The following is a 24,124-nucleotide window of genomic DNA, read 5'->3' as shown; positions in this document are numbered from 1 at the left end:
CGACCCGAATCCGCGGCGGGGTAGTGTTCTGCCAGAATATGCAGGCGCCGCGCTGAAATCCAGGCCTGCCACCCACTACAGGAAGCGCTGCATGGAGAACTACCTGACTAACCTGTTTAACCTAGAGGATAAAGTCGCTGCGCTGACCGGAGCCGGCGGGCATCTGATTGGCGAGATCAGCAGAGGGCTCGCAAAAGCGGGTGTCAAGGTGGCTATCTTGGATTCGCGAATCGAGAAATCCGAAGCGGTCGCGGCGGAAATCCGCGACTTCGGCGGGCAAGCCCTCCCGCTGCGTGTCGATGTCCGGAGCAAAAGCGATTTCGAGGCCGCGCTGGATGAAATTCTGGAAAAGTGGGGTGACCTTCATATCGCTGTCAACGGTGCGGGTATAAATTCGCCGACGCCATTTCTCGATATTAGCGTCGAGGAATGGGATGAAGTGCTCGCTACTCAACTCACCGGTACCCTCCTGGGTTGCCAAGTCCTGGGTGGTTACATGGTGAATCGCGGATACGGCGCGATCATGAACATATCTTCTGCGTCTGCCGGTCCACCCCTATCGAAGGCCTACGCCTATTCGGTTGCGAAGGCTGGGATTGTCAATCTGACTAAAAACTTGGCGCGGGAATGGGCTCCAGCGAGAGTGCGGGTAAACGCCTTACGCCCCGGATTCTTTCCCACCGACTGGAATCGCAAGAATTTCATTACTCCCGAACGGGAAGCAGCGATCTTGGGCCATACTCCAATGAACCGCTACGGAGAAGTGAGCGAATTGGTCGGAGCGTCTCTGTGGATGCTGTCGGATGCCGCCAGCTTCGTCACCGGCGCAGAGATCGCAGTTGACGGCGGTTTTAGCGCCATGTCAATTTGAGGGGACTCGTGACTAACCCACGAACAGTAGTCATTACCGGCGGTAACAAAGGCATCGGTCAGGATATCGCCCGCGCTTTCCACCACCACGGCGACGACGTCATCGTCGCCTCACGCAGCGACAACGGCTTCGCTGATGAATTTTCTGAGCGCATGCGCTTCATCGCCTGCGACGTACGCGATCCCGAAGATCTGCAGGCTGTGGTAAATGCCGCGGCGAAATCCGGCAGCATCGACGTGTTTGTCAACAACGCCGGCTACTCGGAATGGCGGTCACTCGAGAACATTGATGAGGCTTTTTTGGGACAACATGATCGCCACTAACCTGAAGGGTTGCCTATTTGGTTGCCAAGCCGCTGCGGGTGCCATGCCTTCTGGCGGGGTCATTATTAACGTCTCCAGCATCGCCAGCAAGCGCGGAACTCCGAACAACACTGTTTACTGCGCGTCGAAGTTCGGCATGAACGGCATCACTCAGGCTCTTGCCAAGGAGTTGGGGCCCAAGGGAATTCGTGTCAACGGTGTCTGCCCGGTGCTGGTAGCCACGGATGGATTGATGGAGGGTTTGCGGCGGCCCGAAGCTCCGCCCGGTGGCGACAGCGTTGAGGATTGGCTGGCCAATTTTGCTGCAACGCAATCCGCCTTGCGCCGCTTGCCAACGGGCGGCGAAGTCGCCGATCTCTGTCTCTATCTCGCATCACCGGCAGCGTCGGCCATTACCGGCCAGAACATAAATGTCGATTGCGGCGTGTTGCCGCAATAGTGATCCGACTAGCACCCGTTAAGCTTAACTTTAGGATGCGTTCGCCGTAACAGGTTGACTTGACACTGGTATAGAGACGTCTTCACGGCTTTTTGACCACGGTTTACGGGCGTAAGAGACGACGATTGCCGCGCATGCGAGCAGCCACAAGAGGGGGAGCCAACGCCGCAGTGGTTTCCACGAGATCCAGGCGGCCAGTCCATGCGCTGATGATTGGCGAGAAAGGCAGTGGTGTCTGGGCGATGCTAAGTGCGGCGGCGAGACTGACGCAGATCCCGACTGCGCGACGACCGTCCTCAATTGTTGCGAGTCGGTCAAAGATTCCCGATCCCGGAGGGCCGTCCGGGTCGCGTATCAGCAGCGCTGCGACTGGTAACACGAAAACGAGGTAGTAGTGGTAAACCAACGGCGGGGAAAGCGAGGCGGTAGCTAGCAGGGCGATTCCGACCATCACCGGGGGGACGCGTCTTCCGAGGGCGAACAAGCAACCGACAATCAGGACAAGTACGCCATATCCGATCAATGAGCGCGCACCGCTGAGGTAGCCAACATGCAAGTCGCCCGCCCCGTTCTTGATGGCATCGGGGATCAATAGGAGTCCCCTGCCGAAGGACACGTTATAGGAGACGAGCAGCAAACTCTGATTAAGGTTTCCCGAATTATGACCGCGCATATTGTCGACTGTCTGCACGATGGTTCGCGGAAAGTCATGCGGCGTCAGCAGCAAGTACGCCGCGAGGTTGGATAGTATGCCCCCGACGGCCGCGATGCCGCCCAATCTCCATTGACGAGCCGCGAGTAACGCAACTCCCAACAAGGCGAACTGTGGTTTGACCAGCGCAGCCAAGATCACCATCACTGCGACCACCCCCCCACCGTTGTCTGCACAATGCAATCAAAAACACCAGCATGATCGGCACTACAAACCCGGTCGAGTTACCTCGATCGACATCGACCAATGCCGGAATGGCGGCCGCGCCGCAAGCCACGAAAATCACGAGCCTTTCCAGACCACGTGCGCCCCGAGCGGCCCAGAAGGCGGGAGGAGTAAGGACCGCCATGGTCAGAGCGATCAGGTATCCGAACAAGACCAGTTGCGGCACACCCAACCAGCTACCTAAGAGCGCAAAAAGCCGAAACGGCATGAGCGCTGCTGCCGAGTACACACCGGTGCTAGAGACGAAGTAGTGATGCCAGGGGTCCGGCTGCTGCATCAAAGCCACCAGATCCGCATAATCGGTGAAGCAGTGGCGCCCGACGCCTTTGACCATGTCGTCCCGGCAATCGTCGCGTAGATAGAACAGAGATGTGATTACGTCTTTGGAGAAGTATTGGGTGAGTACGAAGCTCGTGGCCGCCGCCACCGCTGACATCAGAAGGATGGTGCCGATTAGTAGCGTGCGCTCGGACTGTTGAAGGACGCCTGAAAGCTGCTCACGGATCGAGATAGCGACCTTTCGAGGCGTGTCGGCCGATAGCCTCACATTTATCCCCTCGGTGGCACTAGGGGCTCGGCGTCTCATCTTCAGCGTCGTCCCCGCTGCGCCGGAACGAGAAGTGCCGGTGGCCGAAGTAGCTCAGAAATGTGGTGGATGCGACGATGATCCCTTGTCCCGCAATGCGGTTCAGGCCCATCTGGACCAGCAGAGGTAACACTACAATGTTCACTGCGAGCCCGGTGAGGTAGACGCTCCAGAATCGCACCAGGTCGCGAAAAACGTGTCCGCGAACGTGGAACACGAACCGTCGATGCAACACGAAAGCTGATAACACAGCAAGTACGTGCGCGACGCCGACGGTCACCAGTGATCCGGCGACCTTGCCGAATCGATGGTCAACGAGGTGGCCCACGGTCACCGAGCAGGCAATGAATATCGCGAACCCTACGACGGTGTTGATCACCCCGACCATCAGGAACGCTACCCGCTGATCGTGAACCAGTCGGATCAGCGGCCCAGGGGGCGCAGCTTGTGGTGGCAGGTCAAATTCGGTCATCCGAGGCTCTCGAACGCGGCGATCTGTTCTTGAGTCACCGCCAGCGGGTCGGCGCCTTCGTGCACGCGCCGAGCCCAGTCGATTGTCCACGTGACGGCATCCCGAAAGCCGAGCCGATTGCGCCAGCCCAGTTCACGTTCCGCCTTGCCGGCGTCGAGGGCCAGCAGGTTCGCCTCGTGGGGGTGGTCGCCAGGCTGCGGTTGCCAATGAGCACCGCCGCCCCATAATTCGGCGGCCAGCGTCGCGACCTCGCCGACCTGAACGAAACTGTCGCGGCCCGGCCCGAAGTTCCACTGACCCAAACCGGAACCAGTTAGCAGCGCGTCGGCAAGGACGAGATACCCGTTAAGGCAATCCAGTACGTGCTGCCACGGTCGCACCGCGCGCGGAAACCGCAATTGGGGCGCCCTGCCATCGGCATAGGCGGCCACCAGATCTGGTAGCAGCCGATCGTGACTGACGTCGCCACCGCCAATGACGTTGCCGCCCCGCGCAATTGCGGTGGGCACACCTGGAAAGCTGCGAATCCAGGACTGGGCCAACAGATCAGCCATCGCCTTGGAAGCGCTGTAGGGATCATCACCGCCGAGGGGGTCGGTTTCGACGTATCCGGCCTCCTGATCGACGTTGCGGTAGACCTTGTCGGTCGTAATGACCACGTGTGCGCGCACCGAGGGGGGTGGCGCCGACCGCTTCCAGCACGTTGAGGGTCCCGATCGCGTTGGTCTCGTAGGTGTACCGCGGGTTGCGATACGACTCGCGGACCAGCGACTGGGCGGCCATATGCACCACGACGTCGGGGGCGGCCGCCTTGACCGCCGCGGCGGTGGCTTCTGCGTCGCGGATGTCCACCCGGAAGTCGCTCACCAGGTGTTCGGTCAGCCCGGCCCGTTGGAACAGGCTGCCGTCATCGGGATTCAGGGCCAGACCGGACACCTGGTGGCCGCGGCTCAGCAGCAGTAGCACCAGCCACGGCCCCTTGAACCCGGTGTGCCCGGTGATGAGGTAATGCACGGTTATCGCGCGGCTTCGGCCATGTACTCGCGGATCGAGTCCGCGACGAAGTCCAGCATCGGTGTGGTCAGACCGGGATAGGTGCCGACCCAGAACGTGCGGTTCATGACGATGTCGGTGTTGGTCAGGTCTCCGACGAACCGGAAGTCGACGTTGCGATAGGCCGGCTGCTTGACGAGGTTGCCGGCGAACAGCTGCCGGAAGCCGATCTTGCGTTCGTCGAGGAAGCGCATGAACTTGGTGCGCTCCACGGGGTGCTCGGGATCCAGAGTGATCGGGTAGCCGAACCAGGAGGGTTCCGACTTGGGGGTGGCGACCGGCAGGATCAGTCCCTCGGTGCCGGTCAACTTCGAGGTCAGGTAGTCGAAGTTCTCTTTTCGTGCCTGGACGAACCCGTCGATCTTGGCCAGCTGCGACAGCCCCAGAGCGGCCTGCATGTCGGTCGCTTTCAGGTTGTAACCGATGTGGCTGTAGATGTACTTGTGGTCATAGCCCTTCGGCAGGTCGCCGAGTTGCCATTCGAACCGCTTCTCACACGTGTTGTCGTTCCCGGGGGCGCAGTAGCAGTCCCGGCCCCAGTCGCGGAACGACTCGACCTGCTTGCGTACCAGTGCCGACTTGACGAATACGGCGCCACCTTCACCGGTGGTGATGTGGTGGGCGGGGTAGAAGCTGACGGTCGCGGTGTCGCCGAAACTGCCGGTGCGTTGGCCGTCGTAGGTCGATCCGAGTGCGTCGCAGGAGTCCTCGATCAGCCACAGGCCGTGCTTGTCGCACAGCTCCCGCACGGTGTCGAGGTCGAACGGATTGCCCAGGGTGTGTGCCATCATGATGGCCCGTGTCTTGGGCCCGACGGCCTCACGCAGCCGCTCCGGGATGGCGTCGTAGGTGCCCAACTCGATGTCGACCACCACCGGCCGCATGCCGTTTTGGATGATCGGGTTGACGGTCGTGGGGAAGCCGGCGGCCACGGTGAGCACTTCGTCGCCGGGCTGAAGTGGCCCCTTGCCGAAACGCTTTTTGTTGCCGGCGAGCTTGGGGCTGGTCAGGGCGCTGAGAGCACACAGGTTGGCGCTGGACCCGCTGTTGACGAAAACGGCGCCGCGGGCTCCCACGTAGCGGTACAGAGCGCGCTCGAACAGCGGATGGAACCGGCCGGCGGTCAGCCAGCCGTCCAGAGATGCGTCGACGAGTGCGGCGAAATCCTCCGGATCCAGGACCTTGCCTGAGACTGGGACGGGCGTCTCGCCAGCGACGAATTCCGATGTCACGAGCTTGCGCTTGGCGTATCCGCGAACCGCCGCGAGGATGTCCTCGCGATCCTGCTCGAGCCCGCCCTCCCCAAACTCATCGGTATCGAGTCTTGAAATGACATCTCCTCAAAGCTGTGTATGTGGAACATTATGCGGCGGCCTCAAAACCCCTCCGGCCGCGTCGCTGCGTTGCTAGTGTGTCATCTGCGCGACGCCACGTCAGCGAAACCGCGCTTGGGGGACAAACTACTTGAGATTGGAACAATGGTAATGAAAGCCGTGCTCCTCGCGGGCGGCCTCGGCACCCGTATGCGTGAGGAGACCGAGTTCCGCCCGAAGCCGATGGTGGAGGTGGGCGGTCGCCCTGTGCTTTGGCACATCATGAAAATCCTTGGCCACCACGGCATTTCGGAGTTCGTGGTGTGCACGGGTTACAAGAGCGAATACATCAAGGGCTACTTCTCCAACTATGGGGTGTCCAACCTGGACTTCACCATCACACTTGGCGACCAGTCCAGCATCAAGTACCACGGGTCTCACGATGAATTCAATTGGCAGGTGACGGTTGCCGATACAGGTCTGGACACGATGACCGGAGGTCGGATCAAGCGCATTCGGAAGTACGTGGGCGACGAGACCTTTCTGTGCACCTACGGCGACGGGATCGCGGACGTGGACATTCCCGCGCTGATCGAGTTTCACCGCGCGCACGGCAAGATCGCGACCGTGACAGCGACCCAGCCGATGAGCCGGTTCGGAGTCATTGACCTCGAACAAGACGGAGCCGTTGCCAAATTTCGAGAGAAGCCCAAAACCGAGGACTGGATCAACATCGGCTACTTCATTTTTGAGCCGGGAGTGTTCGATTATCTAGAAGGCGACGAAACGGTCCTCGAGGATAAGCCCTTGCTGCGGCTTGCCGAGGATCGTCAAATCGCCGCATTCCCGCACCACGGATTCTGGCAGCCGATGGATACTTTCCGGGAATCGCAATTACTGAACAACCTCTGGAGCGGTGGTAACCCACCCTGGAAAGTGTGGAGTTAGGTGCGGCAGTGAAGAAGAAAATCGCAGTGATCTCGCCCGCTTTCAATGAAAGTGAGTGCGTCGAAGAATTAGCCCGGCAGCTCGCAAAGGTGTTCGACTCCGAGCCGGAATACGACTTCGAGGCGATCATCATCGAGAACGGTTCGACCGATGACACGATGGACAAACTGCTTGCAATTCATGAGGCGGACCCGCGTTTCAAGATCTTGCAACTGGCCCGCAACTTCCGGATGGATGGCGGGCTGACCGCCGGTCTCAACGTGGTGGATGCCGATGCCGTCGTACTAATGACCGCCGACCTGCAGGACCCGCCCGAGTTCATCCACGACATGATTCGCGCGTGGGAACAGGGATACGAAAACGTTTACGGAGTTGTCACCGAACGGGGTGGCGTCGGTCCCATCCGCAGGATGAACTCACAATTGTTCTACTGGCTCGCCGGTTACCTCACCGACGATCGGATCACCAAGAACGCTAGCGACTTTCGTTTGGTGGACCGCAAAGTTTACGAGGCGGTGCGCGCGATGGATGAACGCAATAGGTTCGTTCGGGGCCTGTTCTCCTGGGTCGGTTTCAAATCGATCGGCCTGCCGATGAAGCGGGCACCTCGTTTCGCAGGGGAATCCAAGGCTTACACGTTTGGCGTAATCGACCTGGCAGGCAAGGGTATCCTTGCCCATTCCTACATGCCGCTGCGGCTTATCACGCTCACCGGCTTTGCCTTGAGTGGTCTCGCAGCCGTCTCCGTGGTTCTGCTCGCTGTGCGCTTCTTCCTAATGGGGGTGCCATTTCCCGGGTACGGCTCTTTGATCTGCATCATGCTGATCGGTTTCGGTGTTGTCACATTGCTCCTCGGGGTCGTCGGCGAATACTTGGCGCTCATTTACGAGGAAGTCAAACAACGCCCCAATTTCGTTGTGACCAGGAAAGTCGGGTTATGACAGCGCCAACTAAATACGGTGACCAGCTGATCGACTGGTTGGTCGGCGCCGGTTACACCCATTGCTTCTTCGTCGCCGGCGGCAACATCATGCACCTTCTCGATTCAGTCCGAACCCGGATGGTGTGTGTGCCCTTTGTTCACGAGGTAGGTGCCGCGATCGCGGTGGAACACTTCAATGCTTCACGCGATGACGGTGCCGGTCGTGCGATGGCCCTGGTCACCGCCGGGCCCGGCATTACGAATGCGCTAACGGGCATTGCCGGAGCTTGGCAGGAAAGCCGTGAATTGTTGGTCATCGGCGGACAGGTCAAGAGCAGCGATCTGAGCCGCGGTTCGGTACGTCAGCGTGGCATCCAGGAGATCGACGGCGTCGAGCTGGTGAGCAGTATTACCAAGCGGGCGTTACGCATTGAACGACCGGTCGAACGCGACATCGTCCTAGACGCAGTCCTCGATGGTCGCACGCCACGGCAGGGACCGGTATTTCTCGAGGTCTGCCTCGATGCCCAGGCGGCACCCACGATCCCGGCGCCGGAGAGCCCGGCGGTCCCCGAGGCGGCCGCTCTGGATGACGTGCCCGCGGCCGAGGTCGAACGGGTTGCCGCGTGGATGCGCGAGTCGGAGCGCCCAATCATCCTCATCGGTGGTGGGGTGAGCCGTCGCGCCGTTCGAGCGCTGGGGGAGCGGACCGCAGCAGCCGGCATCCCCCTCATGACGACCTGGAACGGCATCGACCGGGTTCCGACCGAGCACCCGCTTTACGCGGGGCGCCCCAACGGCGCTGGACCCCGGGCGGCCAACATCCTTATTCAGCAGTCAGACCTGGTGGTCGCAATCGGCACCCGGTTGGGTTTGCAGCAAACCGGCTTTGCCTGGGAGGAGTTCGTGCCGGTAGGGCGCGTCGTCCAGGTCGATATCGACGCCGCGGAGTTGGAAAAAGGACACCCACGCGTCGATTTGCCACTGTGTGGGGAAGCCAACCGATTCCTGGCCGCTCTGTACGCCGCCGATCTCGGCGATCCGGCGCGGTGGGAAACGTGGCGGGAGTTCATCGCTTCTGTACGGGCCGAGTTGCCCCTCAACGACCCGCAAAACGTTACCTCTCCCGGCTTTGTCAAACCGTATGAGTTCGCGATGCAGCTGTGTGACATCGCCGAACCAGACGCGGTCGTCCTGCCGTGTAGCAGCGGCAACGCGGAGGTCGTAGCTATGCAGGCCCTCCAGCTGCGGGCTGACCAGAAGGTCGTCGGCGACAAGTCGTTGGCGAGCATGGGCTATGGGCTCTCCGGCGCCATCGGCGCTGCGCTGGCTAACCCCGGTCGGCAAGTTCTGCTCAACGAGGGAGACGGCGGGTTCGCGCAGAATCTGCAAGAACTCGGCACGCTCGCGGTCACTGGAGTAAAGCTCAAGGTTTTCTTGATGGTGAATAACGGCTACGCGTCGATCCGGATGACGCAGCGCAACTACTTCAACGGAGCCTGGATCGGCTGCGATGCCACGACTGGCCTGGGCCTGCCGAACTGGCAGGATTTGGCCAAGGCGTACGGCATTCCGTATGCACGAATCGAAGTCAAAGCCGGCACGGACGGTGGTGACTTGCGTTCGTTGTTCGATGCTTCCGGTGTGACTGAGCTGCTTCAAGCAGACGGTCCTGCACTGATCGAGGTCCCAGTAGACCCCGAGCAGACCTACTACCCGAAAATCAGCTCGGCGGTGCAGCCAGACGGTTCGATGAAGTCCAACCCGTTGCACCGGATGAGTCCGCCGCTGCCAACCGCGGTGGAGGAACGCGTTCTCGTCCACCTCAAGTCGGCAGTACCCCAAGCCTGAGCACATGATCCAGCTAATAACGCCGTTACGCCACGAAATTGGTACGCATGTCGCAGAATGGAGCGCGTTAAGGCGTCGACGTGACGAGGGAGGCACGATCGTATGAACAAGCCAAGCCAGCGAGACCGTGAAATTTTTGAGAACCTCTTTGTACTGGAGGCGGCCAACAATCACTGGGGCGACTTGGAGCGTGGCAAGAAGATTGTGAGCGACTACGGTCGGGTGGTCCGCTACAACTCGGTCAAGGCCGCGATCAAATTCCAGTTCCGCGACGTCGAGAACTTTATCCATGACGACTTCAAGGGCAATAAGGAGATTCGCTACATCAGCAAGACTGAGGCGACCCGACTGTCCAAGGCGAACTTCAAAGTGCTGGCCGAAGAGACCAGGCGCGTCGGCTGCATTCCGATGGCCACTCCGTTCGACGAAACGTCCGTCGATCTGTGCGTTGAACTCGACTTTCCGATCATCAAAGTGGCGAGTTCCGATTGCAACGACTGGCCTTTGCTAGAGAAGATCGCCTCCACGCGGCGCCCGACGATTATCTCGTCCGGCGGTGCGAATGAGAAGTCGCTTGACGATGTCGTGACGTTCTTTGAGCATCGCGCCATTCCACTGGCGATCAACCACTGTGTGAGTCTCTACCCTTCCGAGGACTACCAGCTCGAACTCAACCAAATCGACTATCTACGTTCGCGATACGACGACCATGTAATCGGTCTGTCGACCCATGAGTATCACGACTGGCACTCAAGCATGCTGATTTCTTACGCGAAGGGGGCGCGGACCTGGGAGCGACACGTCGACATCGACTACGACGACGTACCCGTCTCGTCCTATTGCTCACTTCCCGAGCAAATCGACACATGGTTCAAGGCTTTCCGGAAAGCCGAAGAGATGTGCGGTGGTTCATCAGACCGCCGCCGGGTGCTTCCGAAAGAGGAGATCCAGTACCTGGATGCATTGGTCCGCGGTGCTTACGCCAAGCGTGACCTAGAGCCGGGCTACGAATTCCACAGCGCTACCTTCAACGACGATTTTTACCTAGCCATTCCTCTTCGTAAAGGCCAGCTTTCCTGTCGAGAGATCCTGAACGGTCAAAAAGCTCACCGAGCCGATCAAAGTGGATGAGCCACTGACGATCGAACACGTCGACGGTCCCTATGCCGAGTCGGACTACCTGCGTCAGTTCATCCTCGACCGCGGGTTCTGACGAGGTCATGGCGAAGTCCGCTCAGCTGCCCGCCCCCGACGGGAAGCAAGCCGGTGCACCCACACTGTGTCCGATCTGCGGTGCTGCCGCGACTGTCCAAGCCCATGGCAGGATCGCGCCATTCATTTTGGAGCTCCCAAGGTGACCCAGCGGACGCCGAGCGGCGCACGGCGTTGTGTTGTTGCGTCACTTGCGATTTGGTCTACTTCTCGCATCGATTCGACGAGAAGGCTCTCGATGCAATGTATTCGGGGTACCGGAACGGCCGGTATCTATCAATACGGCGACGTTGGGAGCCTTGGTATTCACGCAACGTGAATTCGGCGACGGAGCCTGGATCGGAGGGTGCTGCCGAACGCGTCGGGTTCCTGACCGGGATCGTTGCGTCCTATACCAACATCAATGAGTTGCGCAACATCGTCGACTACGGCGGCGATGAAGGTCAGTTCTTTCCCGTAGGCTACGCGGGCCCGAAGTACGTTATTGAGGTTTCGGGCAAGAAACTGGTGGACGGTGTACGGGCGGCGGCATCGCTGGTGGAGCTACCAGAACAACCCCATCTGGTCATCGCGGCTCATTTGCTCGAGCACCTCGTGGACCCTGCGGCGCTGGTCAAGGAAGTTCGGGCCGCTATCGGTGAGGATGGGCTGTTCTACGTTGAGGTTCCATTGGACCGGCCGAAGGTCCGCCCTTGGCATGGGGGAGAGCGCTACCGTCGCTTTCTCGACTGGGTGTCAGCCACCCATGGCAGTTGGGTTGCTGCAGATTTCGCTGCCGGCGTTGCGCGGAACCTGGGTCGCACCGTACCGCGACTTGGGGCCGTCAAGCAGAGCGAGCACATCAACTATTTCTCGACGAAATCGTTGCGGGCGTTGCTTGCCGCGGGAAATTTCCGAGTAGTCTGCACGCAGGCCGACCCAACCGCGAGTGTCGGGGGTTTGCGGATGGGCCGCTTGGGAGTGCTCGCCATTCCAGTTTGACCGCAGCGTGACGCCGAATTAGTTGCGGCCCAGCACTCCGCGGGCCGTGATCTCAATCTGGCGATCAAGGGGCAGGCTCGCCAAATCCCATTTCCGGCAGCGCATTTCCCAATCCTGGCCGTCGGAATGGTAGCGATCTGGATTACCGGGCTTGACTTCGCCGCGGCTGATCACTGTGTCGGGACGGATCACTGACGCAACCCGTGCAGCTAGCTCAGCCATCTCGACCAGCTCGCCGCCACTGTCAACCGTGGCGGGTCCCACGCCTCCCTCGGCCAGACCTATTGCCAGTAACTCTTCAGCGAGCACGAAGCGACGAAATACCGGTCGGCGCGCCATGATTCGGATGGACCCCGCCGCAGCATCGCGGATCATGGAGCCGAGCGCGTAACCCTCGGGTTTTTGCACATGGGCGCCGGAAATGCTCCACGCCCGCACCACGACGGGAACCGCATCAGTCTCGGCGGCGGCTTCGTTCATGCGGATTTCTGCCTCACGCTTGAGGTAGCCGTACGGGTTGTCCTCAATCGGAGCTGTGAGAGCGTCTTTCGGGTAAACAGCCGCTCCGCTGGAAACCGTAAGTACAAGACGTACGCCTGGCAGTCGTGTGGCGTGCAGCAGGCGATCCGTCAGTGTCCGATTAGCCGAAATGTACTCATCGAGCGACAACTCGGCGACTCGGTCGCGGGTGAGAAACGCGCAGTCCAGCACGACGGTCGGGGCAAAATCGGCCACCTCCCGCTCGTCCCACACGCGGCACTCGATATCGCGACCATCAACTTGGATAGTCCGGGCTCGACTGGCCAGCGCTAGGGTGGGCAGATCCAAGGGGGCCAACAGGTCCAGAGCAGTCCTTCCAAGCCAACCTGATGCGCCGGTGACAAGTATTCGGTCGTCGCCGATCGCCTTTGTCGCAAGTGCGCGCGCGCCGGCACTCACCATTTCGTCAATTTCGTTGATCAGTCACGAACCCCTTTCCGGTTTCCGTAGCTTTCGGCGCAGCACCTCCAGACACCCCGCGCCGATGAACACAGGCAATCGCTTCTTGAATTCTTTGTCCTCTTTTTTGCTCAGACCGCTAATATCGTTGTAGTCAGCAACAACGATATCCACGTACCGAGTCACGAGTGCCGGGTTGGAAAAAACAGCGAATATTGAAGTCCCAGTCGGCCCATAACCGATAACGCAGGTTGTAGGGGCCGATATTGCTGAAAAGTTCGCGGCGGTAAAAAATCGCCTGATGGCATATGTTCCGCTCGAATACCAGACGGTCAAGGTCGAATATTCCGGCGTACCGGGTTCCCTTCGAGCGCATGATCACGTCGCCATATATAAGATCCGCGTTCTCCTGCTCGCTGGCGAAATTGGCTATTTTAGCCAGGGTATCCGACTCGTAGAGTGCATCATCGGCTCCAAGGAAAAACAGCCATGCACCGCTGGCCATGCCTACGCCGCGGTTCATGGCATCGTAAGGGCCTTTGTCCGGGCCGGAATGGAGGATAAGACGCTGGCCGAAGCTGGCGCGGTAGTTTTCGACGACGTCCATAGTTCCGTCCGTGGACCCGCCGTCGACCAGGACGACCTCGAAGCTGCGGAACGTTTGAACGGCAATGCTGTTCAGGCAGGCCCGCAGGGTCGACATCACATTAAAGGTCGGAATGATGATCGAGAACTCGGGTGCTCTCCCGGGATCGTCCACTAATCATCCTCACGGAAGAACGTGCCGTCGGCTTGCAACATTCGACCGTTGCGTAAATCCGTGAAACAAGGTTGTAGCCCGGTCAACGTGAAGCCCAGCGAATGCGCGAGATCGAGTGCCTCGCGTATGAGCATGCCGCCTTCGTAGAGGGGCACGAACGACAGTTCGAGTTGCATACCGACGCAATGCTCGCTTACCGTCGACGTGCTTCCTGCCAGCACTTGCTTCTCGAAGCCTTGAACATCAATTTTGAGAAATGCGACGTCGGTTGGTCGCAAGATTTCCGCGGCTATAGAGTCGAGTCGGTGTATCGGTACTTCTTCGACCCCGACATAATTAGCTGGGGGATAGGCTTCCCGATGAGTTTCTAGCATAGGCAATACTGAGCTGCTTTCGCCCGAGTTGCCCGCTATATGTATCGATGTAACGCCGTCATAGTCACCCAGCGCACAATGTCGGCACTCCCATCTCAAATCGCCGGAGGCCTCGCGCCGCAATTTCTTGAATGGTCCCGACAGCGGTTCGAACGAGACTATTTGCCCTTTGAATCCCGCTGCACGCAGACCGGCGCCGTACTGCCCGGAGTTGGCGCCGACATCGAGAACTACGTTGACTTGGTGCGATTCCAGTTGACGCAAGAAATTGCGCTTGAAGTCCAGATCAGGACGGTACCGGGACACTTCGATGCCGCCACGCTGCATGATTGCGCGGGCACGATGAAAGAAACTCACCTTGTCACACTCACGTCGTCCATCTATTGCCTCACCCCGGCGGCGTTCTCCCGATACCACGCGACGGTTGACGCGATGCCGTCAGCGAGCGCGATGCTGGGCTGCCACCCTGCCTCCCGTAGCAACGAAACGTCCAGCACCTTTCGGGGCGTGCCATCCGGTTTGGTTGCATCCCAACGAGTTTCGCCTCGGTAGCCGACCGCTTTGGCTACCATTTCGGCGATTTCGCGGATCGTGTGGTCGACGCCGGTACCGACGTTGACCTGATTCGGCCCGTCAAAGTGTTCAAGCAAGTGCAAGCACGCACTTGCAAGATCATCGACGTGCAACAGCTCACGCCGAGGTGTCCCGCTGCCCCAGTTCGTAACCGCCGGTGCGCCCGTAGCTCTCGCTTCGTCATACCGACGAATGAGTGCCGGCAGCAGATGCGAGTCGGACGGGGAGAAATTATCTCCCGGCCCATACAAATTCGTGGGCATCGCGGAAATCCACGGCAACTCGTATTGACGCCTCACCGATTGCACGTGAAGAATCCCGGCAATCTTGGCGATAGCGTACGCGTCGTTGGTCGGCTCGAGCGGCCCGGTAAGCAGCGCGTTCTCTCGGATCGGCTGCGGACTGAACTTCGGGTAAATGCACGACGAGCCCAGAAACAGTAACCGCGGTACCCGCATCGCCACCGCTGCGTCGAGCAGATTGACCTGGATCTGCAGGTTTTCCGAGAGAAAGTCGGCCGGGTAGGTGCTGTTTGCCATGATGCCACCCACCCGGGCCGCCGCGTCGATGACCACCTGAGGCCTGGATGTGGCCATGAAGTCGAACGTCGCGGCGCGATCGGTCAAATCGAGTTGGTCCCGCGACCGCAGAACGAGATTGGTGAATCCTTCACCGAGGAACTTCCGCACCAAGGCAGAGCCGACTAGTCCGCGATGCCCGGCGATGTAGATCGGAGCCGCGCGGTCAAGGGCTCCGATTGGATAGGCAGCGGTCATTTCTCTCCGGCGAATATCGGTTCGTCGACCCAGGGTGTGCCTTCGCACTCTAGGGCGGCAATGTCCGCATCCACCATGATTCGGGCTAATTCGGCAGTGTGGATTGACGCCTTCCACCCGAGCGTTTGAGCGGCCTTGGTTGCATCGCCGATCAGCGAATCGACCTCGGTGGGCCGTAGATAGCGTTCGTCGAATCTCACGTGCTTGCGCCAATCCAGGCCGGCGTGATCGAAGGCAGTCTGGGCGAATTCCTGGACGGTGTAGCCGCGCCCCGTCGCCAGAACGAAGTCGTCGGGCTCAGGTGCCTGCAGCATTCGCCACATACCTTCGACGTACTCCGGCGCATACCCCCAGTCGCGAACCGCATCGAGGTTGCCCATAAAGACCTCGGACTGCAGGCCGGCCTTGATGCGTGCCACGGCACGCGTAATCTTGCGCGTTACGAACGTCTCACCGCGCCTTGGTGATTCGTGATTGAACAAGATGCCGTTCACTGCGAACAGTCCGTAGGCTTCGCGATAGTTACGGGTCGCCCAGTACGAGTACACTTTGGCCGCGCCATACGGCGACCGAGGATAAAACGGCGTCGACTCGTTCTGTGGCGGCGGGGATGCGCCGAACATCTCCGAAGACGATGCCTGGTAGAAGCGACATTGCACCCGGGACAGGCGGACGGCTTCCAGTAGTCGAATCGAACCCATACCAGTGGTGTCGCCGGTGTGCACGGGTTCGTCGAAGCTCACTCGCACATGCGACTGGGCCGCGAGGTTATATACCTCGTCAGGTTCGATGGTGCTCAGCAACGTCACCAACCGAGTACCGTCGATCAGGTCACCATAGTGCAGGAACAGGCGCGCACCGGGGTCGTGAGGATCAACATAGAGGTGGTCGATCCGCGAGGTATTGAACGTCGACGCTCGACGGATCAGCCCGTGAACCTCATATCCTTTGCTGAGGAGGAGTTCCGCGAGATACGAGCCGTCCTGCCCGGTGATGCCGGTTATCAGCGCTCGCTTCACTCGGTTTCCATTCCTGTCGTCGACCCCGCCGCTGTCATCAGCCCGACGTTGCGCTTAGGTCCGTTAGACCGCCTCTCCGCCCGGATTTTAAGGTACAGGACTCGGCAATCGGCCTGAATTTGCGTACTCGCGATGAAGTCGCTTCTGGGCTGCCATGAAAGATCGTTCTCCGTCTGATGCGTTCTCGGGCGCGGACTCACTCGATCTTCGGCGCCAGATCGAATTCGGCGAATGTACGAGATACGAGCTCGCGCAACTCCGTTCGGGAGTTTGGCCCCCCCGGTCGGTAGGCAACGACGGTGAGGAAGACCTTTCCGAGGATCCGACCCGAGGCCACAAAGAGCTGACCGCCGATGCGTTCGAGAGTGCCCGTCGTAATGCCCGGTTCGATCAACCGCCCAGACGCATAGTCGGCATCTGTTCCATCCGGCCGTGCCGCCGCGGGATGTAGCGAGCCGAGATTGGAGCAACCGATGGGCAGAACGGATGTGCCCAGCCCGGCCCCGATCAGTCGTCGTGCTATCCATCTCGGTGTCATCGATGCCAGCGGCAGGACGGCCAACATCTCGTTGGGTTTCTCCGCAAGCTCACTGAGAGCCTGCTTGAGCTTGAGCCTGATTTCTCGAAGGTCTGACGTCACGTGCGCTGGGTCAACCGTCACCGTGGTGAATGTCAATGCGTTTCCGCGCGTGTCGCTTTCGGACCGTGCACCGACCGGGAAGGCCAGAGTGACTGAACCGTCGTTTCCCACGCGCCCCATTTTGACCCCCAGCCTGGAAGCAACGCCCGCGAACAGCGAGTTACTCGTCCCGTTAAGCTCCCTGGCGCGTGCATCCCAACGCTCGAGATCGACATATGCGGTCAGAGTGGGGACCACTGTTGCGTGATCACGGCTAGTCTGCCGCGGTGCAGGAGGTGCCGTCGCGATCGATGAGGCAAGTTCGGGACGGCCGCGCCGAGCGAGCCGCACGATCGCGGTCAACGCCCGTGCCAGCTCCGGTGCCGAGGCAAGAGTCTGTCGGCCATCCTGCAGCAGGGCTTGGCGGCGTGTACGCGAGCCTGGAAGCGGATAACCGAAGTCATGCGTTATGCCCGTGGCTGCGTCAGCTACCACCTGGCCAAGTGCAAGGCCGTCCACGACGGTGTGGGAAGCCACCAGGGTGATAGCGGTTCCTCCGTCCTCAAGCGGCAGAACTCCGAGATGCCAGCTGGGCCCGAACTCGGGGTCGACGGGGAGGCAAGCCCGCTCGTACGTCCAGGCATTCAGATCCGTCCGTGGCCGGGGTGCTTCGGCGACGTCGATGTCCTCTGGACCCCGAGCGAGCACCCACCGATCCCTCGCAAAGGGCAACGGAGACCGCTCGATTCGGCGCCCTAACAGACTGTGGCCGAGATTTCGATGAAAGCGACGTAGACCGTCGAGATTGGCGGGTCGGTCGTAGATCCACGTGACTTGCACGAGCGTTGCGTACCCAAGCGTGCGCAGCCCAAGATAGGACGTCTGATCAATGTGCGCGAGGCGGTTATCCACGGTACGGGTGGTTACGAGGGGACGGCCGCGGTTCAAATGGCCGAGGTGGCAAGTAGGCCCCCATCCCTCAATTGCTCAGCGTGAGCGAACTCGCGGACAGGCGCCTGCGCAATCAGCTTCAATCGAGACTCGCGTTGCGGTCCAAACACCAACACCCGCACGTGCACGCCCAGCCAAGTGAGTACCCACCACGCCCTGGCCATGCGACGAATCGCCCTGGGTGCAGCCGGATCCACAATCAGCCACGTGAGGATCCGCAGGCGGTCGAGCCAACTGCGTTGCGATCGGAAATTGCGCACTGATTCTGTGCCGGCCGAGTTAGTGCGGACCGACAACTTCTTCGGTACAAAGCAGACCGCCGACCGCAACATCAGGCGATACCAGAAGTCCAAGTCGACAAGTTGATAGATGTCAGTTCGAAAGCCCCCGACATCGAGGGCCAGCTGGCGACGAAACATCACGCAGGTCGGTTCGCCGATGAAGTTACCGGACCCACCGAACAGGAGCATCTGCGCAACCAGCGACGGGCCTTCGTTGAATTCACGTAGCCGCAAGAAATAGATGTGCCGGGGACCTATACGCATCGTGAAGGGGATATTTTCGTACACCATCTGACGGGGTGCGAAAGCTAAACCGATCCTCGAATCATCGAAACACCGCGCCAGCGTTTGTAGAGCACCCGGCAATAACCAGTCGTCTCCGTGGACGAATTGGATAAGGTCACCGCGCGCGACTTCCATGCACTTGTTGTGGTTGCCGTTGAGCCCGAGTCGTACCTCGTTGCGAATCAGTCGGTCTCCGGGCCGGAGCATCGCTGCGGCGATATCAGCACAACCGTCCGGCGAGTCGTCGTCGACGACCACGATCTCAAACTCCACGCCCTCTTGATCCAGGATGCTTTGTAGGCACCGTGCGATGGTGGCGCTGTTGTTGTACATCGGAATGCACACCGAGACCAGCGGTGCCGGTGATCCTTGGCCGTCCTCATGTGGCTTCACGAAGGCCACGCTAGTTGCATCGCGGACTTACCAGTTCTCCGCCGCTGACCCGGCGGGTTAGCAGTCGCAAACCGAATGTGGGCATGCGGCAGGCGGGAAGCTAGCAAGTAGAGCATCGAGAGTTGGCTTAGAGATGGCCGATGCCCTGAGACATGAAAATTATCGCCGCCAGCGCAAGCGTGCCCTGGATGATCTGCCGACGATAAGTCCTCAGCAAAGTGTTCACCCGTAGCATCGCCGCCTGGGTCTGCCGTGGTGCCACCAGGTAACAAATAAGTGGAATCTCGACAAACACCAGTACCAAGAGGATGAACACGAGGAAGGCGCTGAATTGCGTGCTGGTACCCGCACCCGAGGCCATAATGACCGTCAACGCCATCGGTCCTTCGATGGGCGGCACCGACGCTCCGAGGCCCACCAAGAAAGCAGGCCAGGCAAGTCCACCTTCCAGCATGCTCTGGGTGCGTGCCGCGATTCGCGACATGGGGGTTTGGATTCGCGGCGGCCCCATCTCGCTGGCCATGATCTCTCCGTCCGGCCCTACGAGTGCCGGCGCAGTTTTCCGCGCCCGTTCCCGGGCCACCATTGCGGCTAGACAGAGCATCGCGATCAAACCAAGCGTGATCTGAAGGCGCCCGCCGGACAAAATTATGACTTCAGACCTTATCTCGTTAATTGTGGACATCGCGGATTGAATCGCGCCGAGCGCAATATCGTGCAGCAGAACGAGTACTGCAATTCCAACTCCGACGCCTGCGATGATGCCGCCGAACCAGTACGCGACCAGAGTCCGCAAGGCCTGCCGTCGAGATGTCAGGATTGCCGCGATTCCGATTCGCGCGGGGTCGATTAGCACCCCGAATCCTAGGCACAGCACGTAGGTCCACATCAGGAGGAACGCTACTAGGTTGGCGCGTATCTCGTGGCGTAACTGACGAATTAGTTGCACGAGTTGTCGCCACTCGGGCATCACGAGCAGCGCCTGTAGCCAGCGCGAGATATGACGGGCGGTACTGCGCCCGTGTGGCACCGCGAATCGTGGGTCTGCCAGGTGCGCAAGGGCTAGAAGCCTACGCCCGTCGTACCGGGTCTTACGGATTATGGGTTTTGCAGAGAGGGGTCCTCGGCGACTGTAGTGTGTTGCCCGTGGTCGAATCCTCACTTCCCAAGGTGGTGCGCGAGCGTGCGAGTTTGCAGCCCAACGATATTGCGCTGACCTTCTACGACTACGAGCAATCCTGGGATGGCGTCGAGCTCACCCTGACCTGGTCGCAGCTGTACCGCCGGATGCTCAACCTGGCCGCTCAGATCGCCCAACACGGCTCTACCGGCGATCGGGTGCTGCTGCTGGCGCCGCAAGGCCTGGACTACATCGTCGGGTTCCTGGCCTCGTTGCACGCCGGGCGCGTCGCGGTTCCGCTTTCGGTGCCGCAGGGCGGCGCCCATGACGAGCGCACCACGTCGGTGATGGCCGACACGTCGCCGGCCGTGGTGCTCACGTCGTCATCGGTGGTGGACAACGTCCGGCCGTACGTGACGCCGCGTCCCGGACAGGACGACACCGCCGTCCTGGAAGTCGATCAACTGGACCTCGACGCACGGCCGGGCCCGGCCGCACGGGCCACCTATGAGCAGCACCTCGACCCGCTCTACCTGCAGTACACCTCCGGGTCCACCCGGACACCGGCCGGGGTGATGTTGTCGAACGACAACTTATTCACCAATTTCGAGCAGATCATGAGCGCCTTCTACGGCATGCACGGCAAGGTGGCCCCGCCGGGTTCCACCATCGTGTCGTGGCTGCCGTTCTACCACGACCTGGGCTTCGTGCTGGGCATCATTCTGCCGATCCTGGGTGGTATTCCGGCCAAGCTGACCAGCCCGATGGGGTTTCTGCAGCGGCCCGCCCGGTGGATACAGCTGCTGGGTAGCAACACCCAGGCCTTCACCGCCGCACCGAATTTTGCCTTCGACTTGGCGGCCCGCAAGACCAAGGACGAGGACCTGGAAGGTTTGGACCTGACCACCATCCACGGCATCGTCAGCGGCGCCGAACGGGTCCAGCCGGTCACTGTCAAGCGCTTCATCGACAGGTTCAGCCCGTTCGGTCTGGATCCCAAGGTGATTCGCCCGTCCTACGGTATGGCCGAAGCCACGGTGTTCATGGCCTCACGCAGGGTGGCCGAGCCGCCCAAAGTCGTTCATTTCGACGCCACGAAGTTGCCCGAGGGCAAAGCGGTGCCGGTCGACGCCGCAAGTGACAGCACCGCACCGCTTGTCAGCTACGGCGTGGTCGACACGCAGCTGGTGCGCATCGTCGACCCGGACACCGGACGGGAATGCCCCGATGGCGTGGTCGGTGAAATCTGGGGACTGGGCGACAATGTCTCGCGCGGCTACTGGGAGAAGCCCGATGTGAGTGCCCGCACCTTCGGCGCCACCATCGTCAACCCCTCGGAGGGCACACCGGAGGGTCCCTGGCTGCGAACGGGCGATTCCGGATTCCTTTCCGACGGTGAGCTCTACATCGTCGGCCGCATCAAAGACCTGCTGATTGTCTACGGGCGCAACCATTCTCCCGACGACATCGAGGCGACGATCCAGACGATCAGCCCGGATCGATGCGCGGCCATCGCGGTTCCGATGGACGGCATCGAGAAGCTGGTCGCGATCCTCGAGATCAGGAAGAAGTTCGACAATCCCGAAGAGAAGACCGAACGCCTCGACTACGTCAAACGCGAAGTCACTTCGGCTATTTCGAACTCGCACGGGCTGGCGGTCGCCGATCTGGTGCTGGCGCCACAAGGTTCGATCCCGGTGACCACCAGCGGCAAAGTGCGCCGGGCCCTGTGCGTCGAGCTCTATCGTCAGGGAAAATTCGCCCGCCTGGATGCGTGACCAAAACGCCCCGACTGTTCTAGTTCTGGGCGAGCGCGCGGTCGGCCAGGGCCGCGATCGCCGGTGAGATGAGCCGGGAGTATTCGAGGGTCAGGTGACCCGCATCGACGTAGACCAGCGTGTTGCCGATGATCACGGGGCAGCGGTTCTTGGTGCAGAAGAGCTCCTCGAGTTCGGCGTACTGTCCACCGCCGGCCTTCACGGCCGCGGCCTCGGCGGCGATACCGGCCCGGTCGAAGGCGAACGACATGGGGGGCGAGCAGGCCGTCGCGTCAGTAAGGTGCTCGGACAGGCAAGCGGGCACCGCCGCAGTCAATCGTGGCAGCGGTCCCAGCACCAGCACCTTGGCGCCGATGCCTCGCAACTGTTGCACGAGGCCCTTCAACCCTCCGATCCACGCCGGGTCGTACGAGGTGAAACCCGACAGGAAACCATTACTGTTCTTGGCCATATACCCACGGAACACGCTCAGCACCACCAACTTCGGGTGCTCGGCGCGTAGTCGGGCCATGACCTGACCACGCCATTGCTCGCAGTGCTGCAAGTACTCGAGCAGGGGGGCAGCGAAGCGGTTGGCGATCGGCAAGTCCATCATGGGACAGGCCGCCTTGGCCATGGTCTCGATCCGCCACGGCCGCTGTGTGCCGATCTGCTGAAACGCCGGAATCCACATCGAGGCATGCGAGTCGCCGATCACGGCCACCGTGGTCTTGGCGGCGACATCGCCCGTTGCGCATTCGGGTGTCCCGGCTTGGACCGGCAGACGCAGGCAGCCGTCGAACATCATCGCGCCGAGTTCTCCAGACGCACCGGCGAGTGAGGGGTCGAGGTTCGACGGCACGTCTCGCAGGTCTGCCGATGCCGCGACCCCCGCTTGCACCTGCGCGAACACGTTCTGCACTGCCGCGTCGTAGGCAGCGACGTCGTCGCCCGTCGGTGTCGGCGGTGCGGTGATGGTCAACGCCTTTGCCTGCGCACCGTGCGCGACGGCCACCGGCATTGGGATCGAGGACACCCACATCAGCAGCGCCACGCCCACGCAGGCGGCAAGGGCGGTGGCGAGCCCGCCGGCCGCCAGGCTCTTGCCCGGCGACTTGCGCAGCGGCGCGGCATAACGCAGTGGGTTCTCGATGAAACGCAGCGTGAGCCAACCCAGCCCACCGGAAACGACAACGGCCGCCATGAACTTGCCGAACAGCCCCAGCGGGTGTCCGATGATGATCGGCGCGAACACCAGCACCGGCCAGTGCCAGAGGTACCAGGAGTAGGACAACCGGCCGACCACCCGCATCGGTGACCAACCCAGGATCCGGCCGGCGCCGCGCGTCGATATCGAACAACCGGCGCCGAGCAGCAAGGCCGTGCCCAAGACGGGAAGCAGCGCGGCAGTACCCGGATAGGGGATGTCCGGGGTGTAGGTGACGCAGGCCCACAGCACCATCGCCAGCCCGAGCCATCCGATGAGAACCGCGGCCCGTTCGGGGAGCCGGCTCCAGTACTCGGCGGTCAGCGCCACCAACGCGCCCAAGGCCAACTGCCAGGCCCTGGTGAACAGCGAGAAGTACGCCGCCAGCGGCATGACGTAGGTGACGAGCAGCGACAGCGCGAAAGAGATGAGCGCGATCAGCGTCACCAGCACCAGGTACGGCGTCTTGGACGGCTTGTTTGCTGGCGGCGCATCAGTTTTCCTGCGTCGATGCAGACGCCGGATCAGCCATGCCGTGCCAACGATCATGGGCGGCCACAGCAGGTAGAACTGTTCCTCCACGCCCAAAGTCCAGTAGTGCTGGAACGGCGAGGGCGTGCCGCCGGAGAAATAGTCGACCTGCTGGACGATGAACCAGAAGTTGGGGACGTACAGCGCGCAGGCGATGGCGTCCTTCAACGCCCCTTGGGCCGCCACCGCCGGCAGCAGCAGCGCCGCGGCGATCGCGGTGATGACACCCACCGTGGCAGATACCGGCAGCAGTCGGCGGGACCGCGCCCCATAGAACTTGCGCAGCCCGACGGTGCCGGTGTTGCTCACCTGCTTCCAGAGCTGCCCGGTGATGACGAAGCCGGAGATTTCGAAGAAGATGTCCGGCCCGACGAAGCCGCCGCTGACCCCGGGCATGGAAATGTGCCAGCCGACAATGGCCAACAGGGTGAAGCCGCGCAAACCCTCGATATCGTCGCGGAAGTCCGTCTTCTTCGGCGGTGGGCCAACCAGCGCTTCGACCGCTCGGTCGCTGTCAGTGTGGCCGGCGCTGTCGGTGTCGGTACGGCTGGCGCTGTCGGTGGGACTGACGCTCTCAGGCTGGCGCACGATCACTCACTATAGAGACGGGGACGCGAATGCTGCCGTGTAA

The 24,124-nt window shown here is 61.0% G+C and carries 23 protein-coding genes and 1 pseudogene; 9 read left to right on the top strand and 15 right to left on the bottom strand.

Annotated elements, in window-relative coordinates:
• Positions 1 to 91 precede the first annotated feature (91 nt).
• From L6444_RS16500 to L6444_RS30170, 3 genes are read left to right on the top strand one after another with little or no spacing between them, the layout of a single operon-like run.
• A complete protein-coding gene (locus L6444_RS16500) occupies positions 92 to 871 on the top strand; it encodes an SDR family oxidoreductase (RefSeq protein ID WP_236975658.1) in 780 nt (259 codons plus the stop codon).
• An 8-nt stretch (positions 872 to 879) separates the two neighbouring features.
• Positions 880 to 1,194, top strand: a complete 315-nt coding sequence (locus tag L6444_RS30175) for an SDR family oxidoreductase (protein WP_255730613.1) — start codon at positions 880 to 882, stop codon at positions 1,192 to 1,194.
• Positions 1,181 to 1,633 (top strand): SDR family NAD(P)-dependent oxidoreductase, encoded by a 453-nt coding sequence (locus L6444_RS30170; protein ID WP_255730612.1) that lies wholly within the window; start codon positions 1,181 to 1,183, stop codon positions 1,631 to 1,633. Before L6444_RS30175 ends, L6444_RS30170 begins: the two co-directional genes overlap by 14 nt.
• 103 nt (positions 1,634 to 1,736) lie before the next feature.
• On the opposite strand, the gene L6444_RS16490 is transcribed toward L6444_RS30170, so the two are convergent.
• The 6 genes from L6444_RS16490 to rfbH form a co-directional block, all read right to left on the bottom strand.
• On the bottom strand, positions 1,737 to 2,360 hold the full coding sequence (locus L6444_RS16490) for a hypothetical protein (RefSeq protein ID WP_236975656.1): 624 nt from the start codon (positions 2,358 to 2,360) through the stop codon (positions 1,737 to 1,739).
• Positions 2,341 to 3,117, bottom strand: a complete 777-nt coding sequence (locus tag L6444_RS16485; protein ID WP_236975646.1) for a hypothetical protein — start codon at positions 3,115 to 3,117, stop codon at positions 2,341 to 2,343. Before L6444_RS16485 ends, L6444_RS16490 begins: the two co-directional genes overlap by 20 nt.
• A gap of 19 nt (positions 3,118 to 3,136) precedes the next feature.
• Positions 3,137 to 3,544, bottom strand: coding sequence for a GtrA family protein (locus tag L6444_RS16480; protein ID WP_236975644.1), 408 nt, complete (start codon positions 3,542 to 3,544; stop codon positions 3,137 to 3,139).
• Between the two features lie 80 nt (positions 3,545 to 3,624).
• On the bottom strand, positions 3,625 to 4,287 hold the full coding sequence (locus tag L6444_RS16475; RefSeq protein ID WP_255730610.1) for a GDP-mannose 4,6-dehydratase: 663 nt from the start codon (positions 4,285 to 4,287) through the stop codon (positions 3,625 to 3,627).
• On the bottom strand, positions 4,208 to 4,642 hold the full coding sequence (locus tag L6444_RS30165) for a GDP-mannose 4,6-dehydratase (protein WP_255730609.1): 435 nt from the start codon (positions 4,640 to 4,642) through the stop codon (positions 4,208 to 4,210). Before L6444_RS30165 ends, L6444_RS16475 begins: the two co-directional genes overlap by 80 nt.
• A 2-nt stretch (positions 4,643 to 4,644) precedes the next feature.
• Positions 4,645 to 6,012, bottom strand: a complete 1,368-nt coding sequence (gene rfbH / locus L6444_RS16470; protein ID WP_255731307.1) for a lipopolysaccharide biosynthesis protein RfbH — start codon at positions 6,010 to 6,012, stop codon at positions 4,645 to 4,647.
• Positions 6,013 to 6,165: 153 nt separating this feature from the next.
• Here rfbH and rfbF point away from each other — a divergent pair, with 153 nt between their 5' ends.
• The 5 genes from rfbF (at position 6,166) to L6444_RS16445 (ending at position 11,908) form a co-directional block, all read left to right on the top strand.
• Entirely contained in the window at positions 6,166 to 6,942 is a 777-nt protein-coding gene (gene rfbF, locus L6444_RS16465) for a glucose-1-phosphate cytidylyltransferase (protein ID WP_236975640.1), read from the top strand.
• A gap of 8 nt (positions 6,943 to 6,950) precedes the next feature.
• Positions 6,951 to 7,883 (top strand): glycosyltransferase family 2 protein, encoded by a 933-nt coding sequence (locus L6444_RS16460; protein WP_236975637.1) that lies wholly within the window; start codon positions 6,951 to 6,953, stop codon positions 7,881 to 7,883.
• Positions 7,880 to 9,715, top strand: coding sequence for a thiamine pyrophosphate-binding protein (locus L6444_RS16455; RefSeq protein WP_238305841.1), 1,836 nt, complete (start codon positions 7,880 to 7,882; stop codon positions 9,713 to 9,715). Before L6444_RS16460 ends, L6444_RS16455 begins: the two co-directional genes overlap by 4 nt.
• Positions 9,716 to 9,817: 102 nt before the next feature.
• A complete protein-coding gene (locus L6444_RS16450; RefSeq protein ID WP_236975633.1) occupies positions 9,818 to 10,846 on the top strand; it encodes an N-acetylneuraminate synthase family protein in 1,029 nt (342 codons plus the stop codon).
• A gap of 396 nt (positions 10,847 to 11,242) precedes the next feature.
• On the top strand, positions 11,243 to 11,908 hold the full coding sequence (locus L6444_RS16445) for a methyltransferase domain-containing protein (protein ID WP_236975622.1): 666 nt from the start codon (positions 11,243 to 11,245) through the stop codon (positions 11,906 to 11,908).
• An 18-nt stretch (positions 11,909 to 11,926) separates the two neighbouring features.
• Here L6444_RS16445 and L6444_RS16440 read toward each other — a convergent pair whose 3' ends face one another.
• From L6444_RS16440 to L6444_RS16405, 8 genes and pseudogenes are all read right to left on the bottom strand, one after another.
• On the bottom strand, positions 11,927 to 12,850 hold the full coding sequence (locus L6444_RS16440) for an NAD-dependent epimerase/dehydratase family protein (protein WP_236975620.1): 924 nt from the start codon (positions 12,848 to 12,850) through the stop codon (positions 11,927 to 11,929).
• Positions 12,851 to 12,871: 21 nt separating this feature from the next.
• A pseudogene (locus L6444_RS16435) lies at positions 12,872 to 13,550 on the bottom strand (glycosyltransferase family 2 protein).
• Between the two features lie 56 nt (positions 13,551 to 13,606).
• Positions 13,607 to 14,308, bottom strand: coding sequence for an FkbM family methyltransferase (locus L6444_RS16430; RefSeq protein ID WP_236984193.1), 702 nt, complete (start codon positions 14,306 to 14,308; stop codon positions 13,607 to 13,609).
• Between the two features lie 53 nt (positions 14,309 to 14,361).
• A complete protein-coding gene (locus tag L6444_RS16425; protein ID WP_236975617.1) occupies positions 14,362 to 15,330 on the bottom strand; it encodes a GDP-L-fucose synthase family protein in 969 nt (322 codons plus the stop codon).
• Positions 15,327 to 16,349 carry a GDP-mannose 4,6-dehydratase gene (gmd, locus tag L6444_RS16420; RefSeq protein ID WP_236975615.1) on the bottom strand — a complete coding sequence of 341 codons (1,023 nt, stop codon included), beginning with the start codon at positions 16,347 to 16,349 and terminating at the stop codon, positions 15,327 to 15,329. Before gmd ends, L6444_RS16425 begins: the two co-directional genes overlap by 4 nt.
• Positions 16,350 to 16,545: 196 nt before the next feature.
• The gene (locus tag L6444_RS16415; RefSeq protein ID WP_236975605.1) at positions 16,546 to 17,100 is read right to left on the bottom strand and encodes a hypothetical protein; all 555 of its coding nucleotides are present in this window, start codon (positions 17,098 to 17,100) and stop codon (positions 16,546 to 16,548) included.
• 812 nt (positions 17,101 to 17,912) lie between these two features.
• Positions 17,913 to 18,878 carry a glycosyltransferase family 2 protein gene (locus L6444_RS16410; RefSeq protein ID WP_255730605.1) on the bottom strand — a complete coding sequence of 322 codons (966 nt, stop codon included), beginning with the start codon at positions 18,876 to 18,878 and terminating at the stop codon, positions 17,913 to 17,915.
• Positions 18,879 to 19,005: 127 nt separating this feature from the next.
• Positions 19,006 to 19,767 (bottom strand): GAP family protein, encoded by a 762-nt coding sequence (locus L6444_RS16405; RefSeq protein ID WP_236975603.1) that lies wholly within the window; start codon positions 19,765 to 19,767, stop codon positions 19,006 to 19,008.
• Positions 19,768 to 20,018: 251 nt separating this feature from the next.
• On the opposite strand from L6444_RS16405, the gene L6444_RS16400 reads away from it, so the two are divergent.
• On the top strand, positions 20,019 to 21,776 hold the full coding sequence (locus L6444_RS16400) for an AMP-binding protein (protein ID WP_236975601.1): 1,758 nt from the start codon (positions 20,019 to 20,021) through the stop codon (positions 21,774 to 21,776).
• A 19-nt stretch (positions 21,777 to 21,795) separates the two neighbouring features.
• On the opposite strand, the gene L6444_RS16395 is transcribed toward L6444_RS16400, so the two are convergent.
• Entirely contained in the window at positions 21,796 to 24,081 is a 2,286-nt protein-coding gene (locus L6444_RS16395; protein WP_236975599.1) for an acyltransferase family protein, read from the bottom strand.
• Positions 24,082 to 24,124 lie beyond the last annotated feature (43 nt).

Source organism: Mycobacterium kiyosense, assembly GCA_021654635.1.
GTDB classification, from domain to species: Bacteria; Actinomycetota; Actinomycetes; order Mycobacteriales; family Mycobacteriaceae; genus Mycobacterium; species Mycobacterium kiyosense.
The sequence above is the reverse complement of the archived record's forward strand: the minus strand, read 5'-3'. Positions and strand labels throughout refer to the sequence as shown.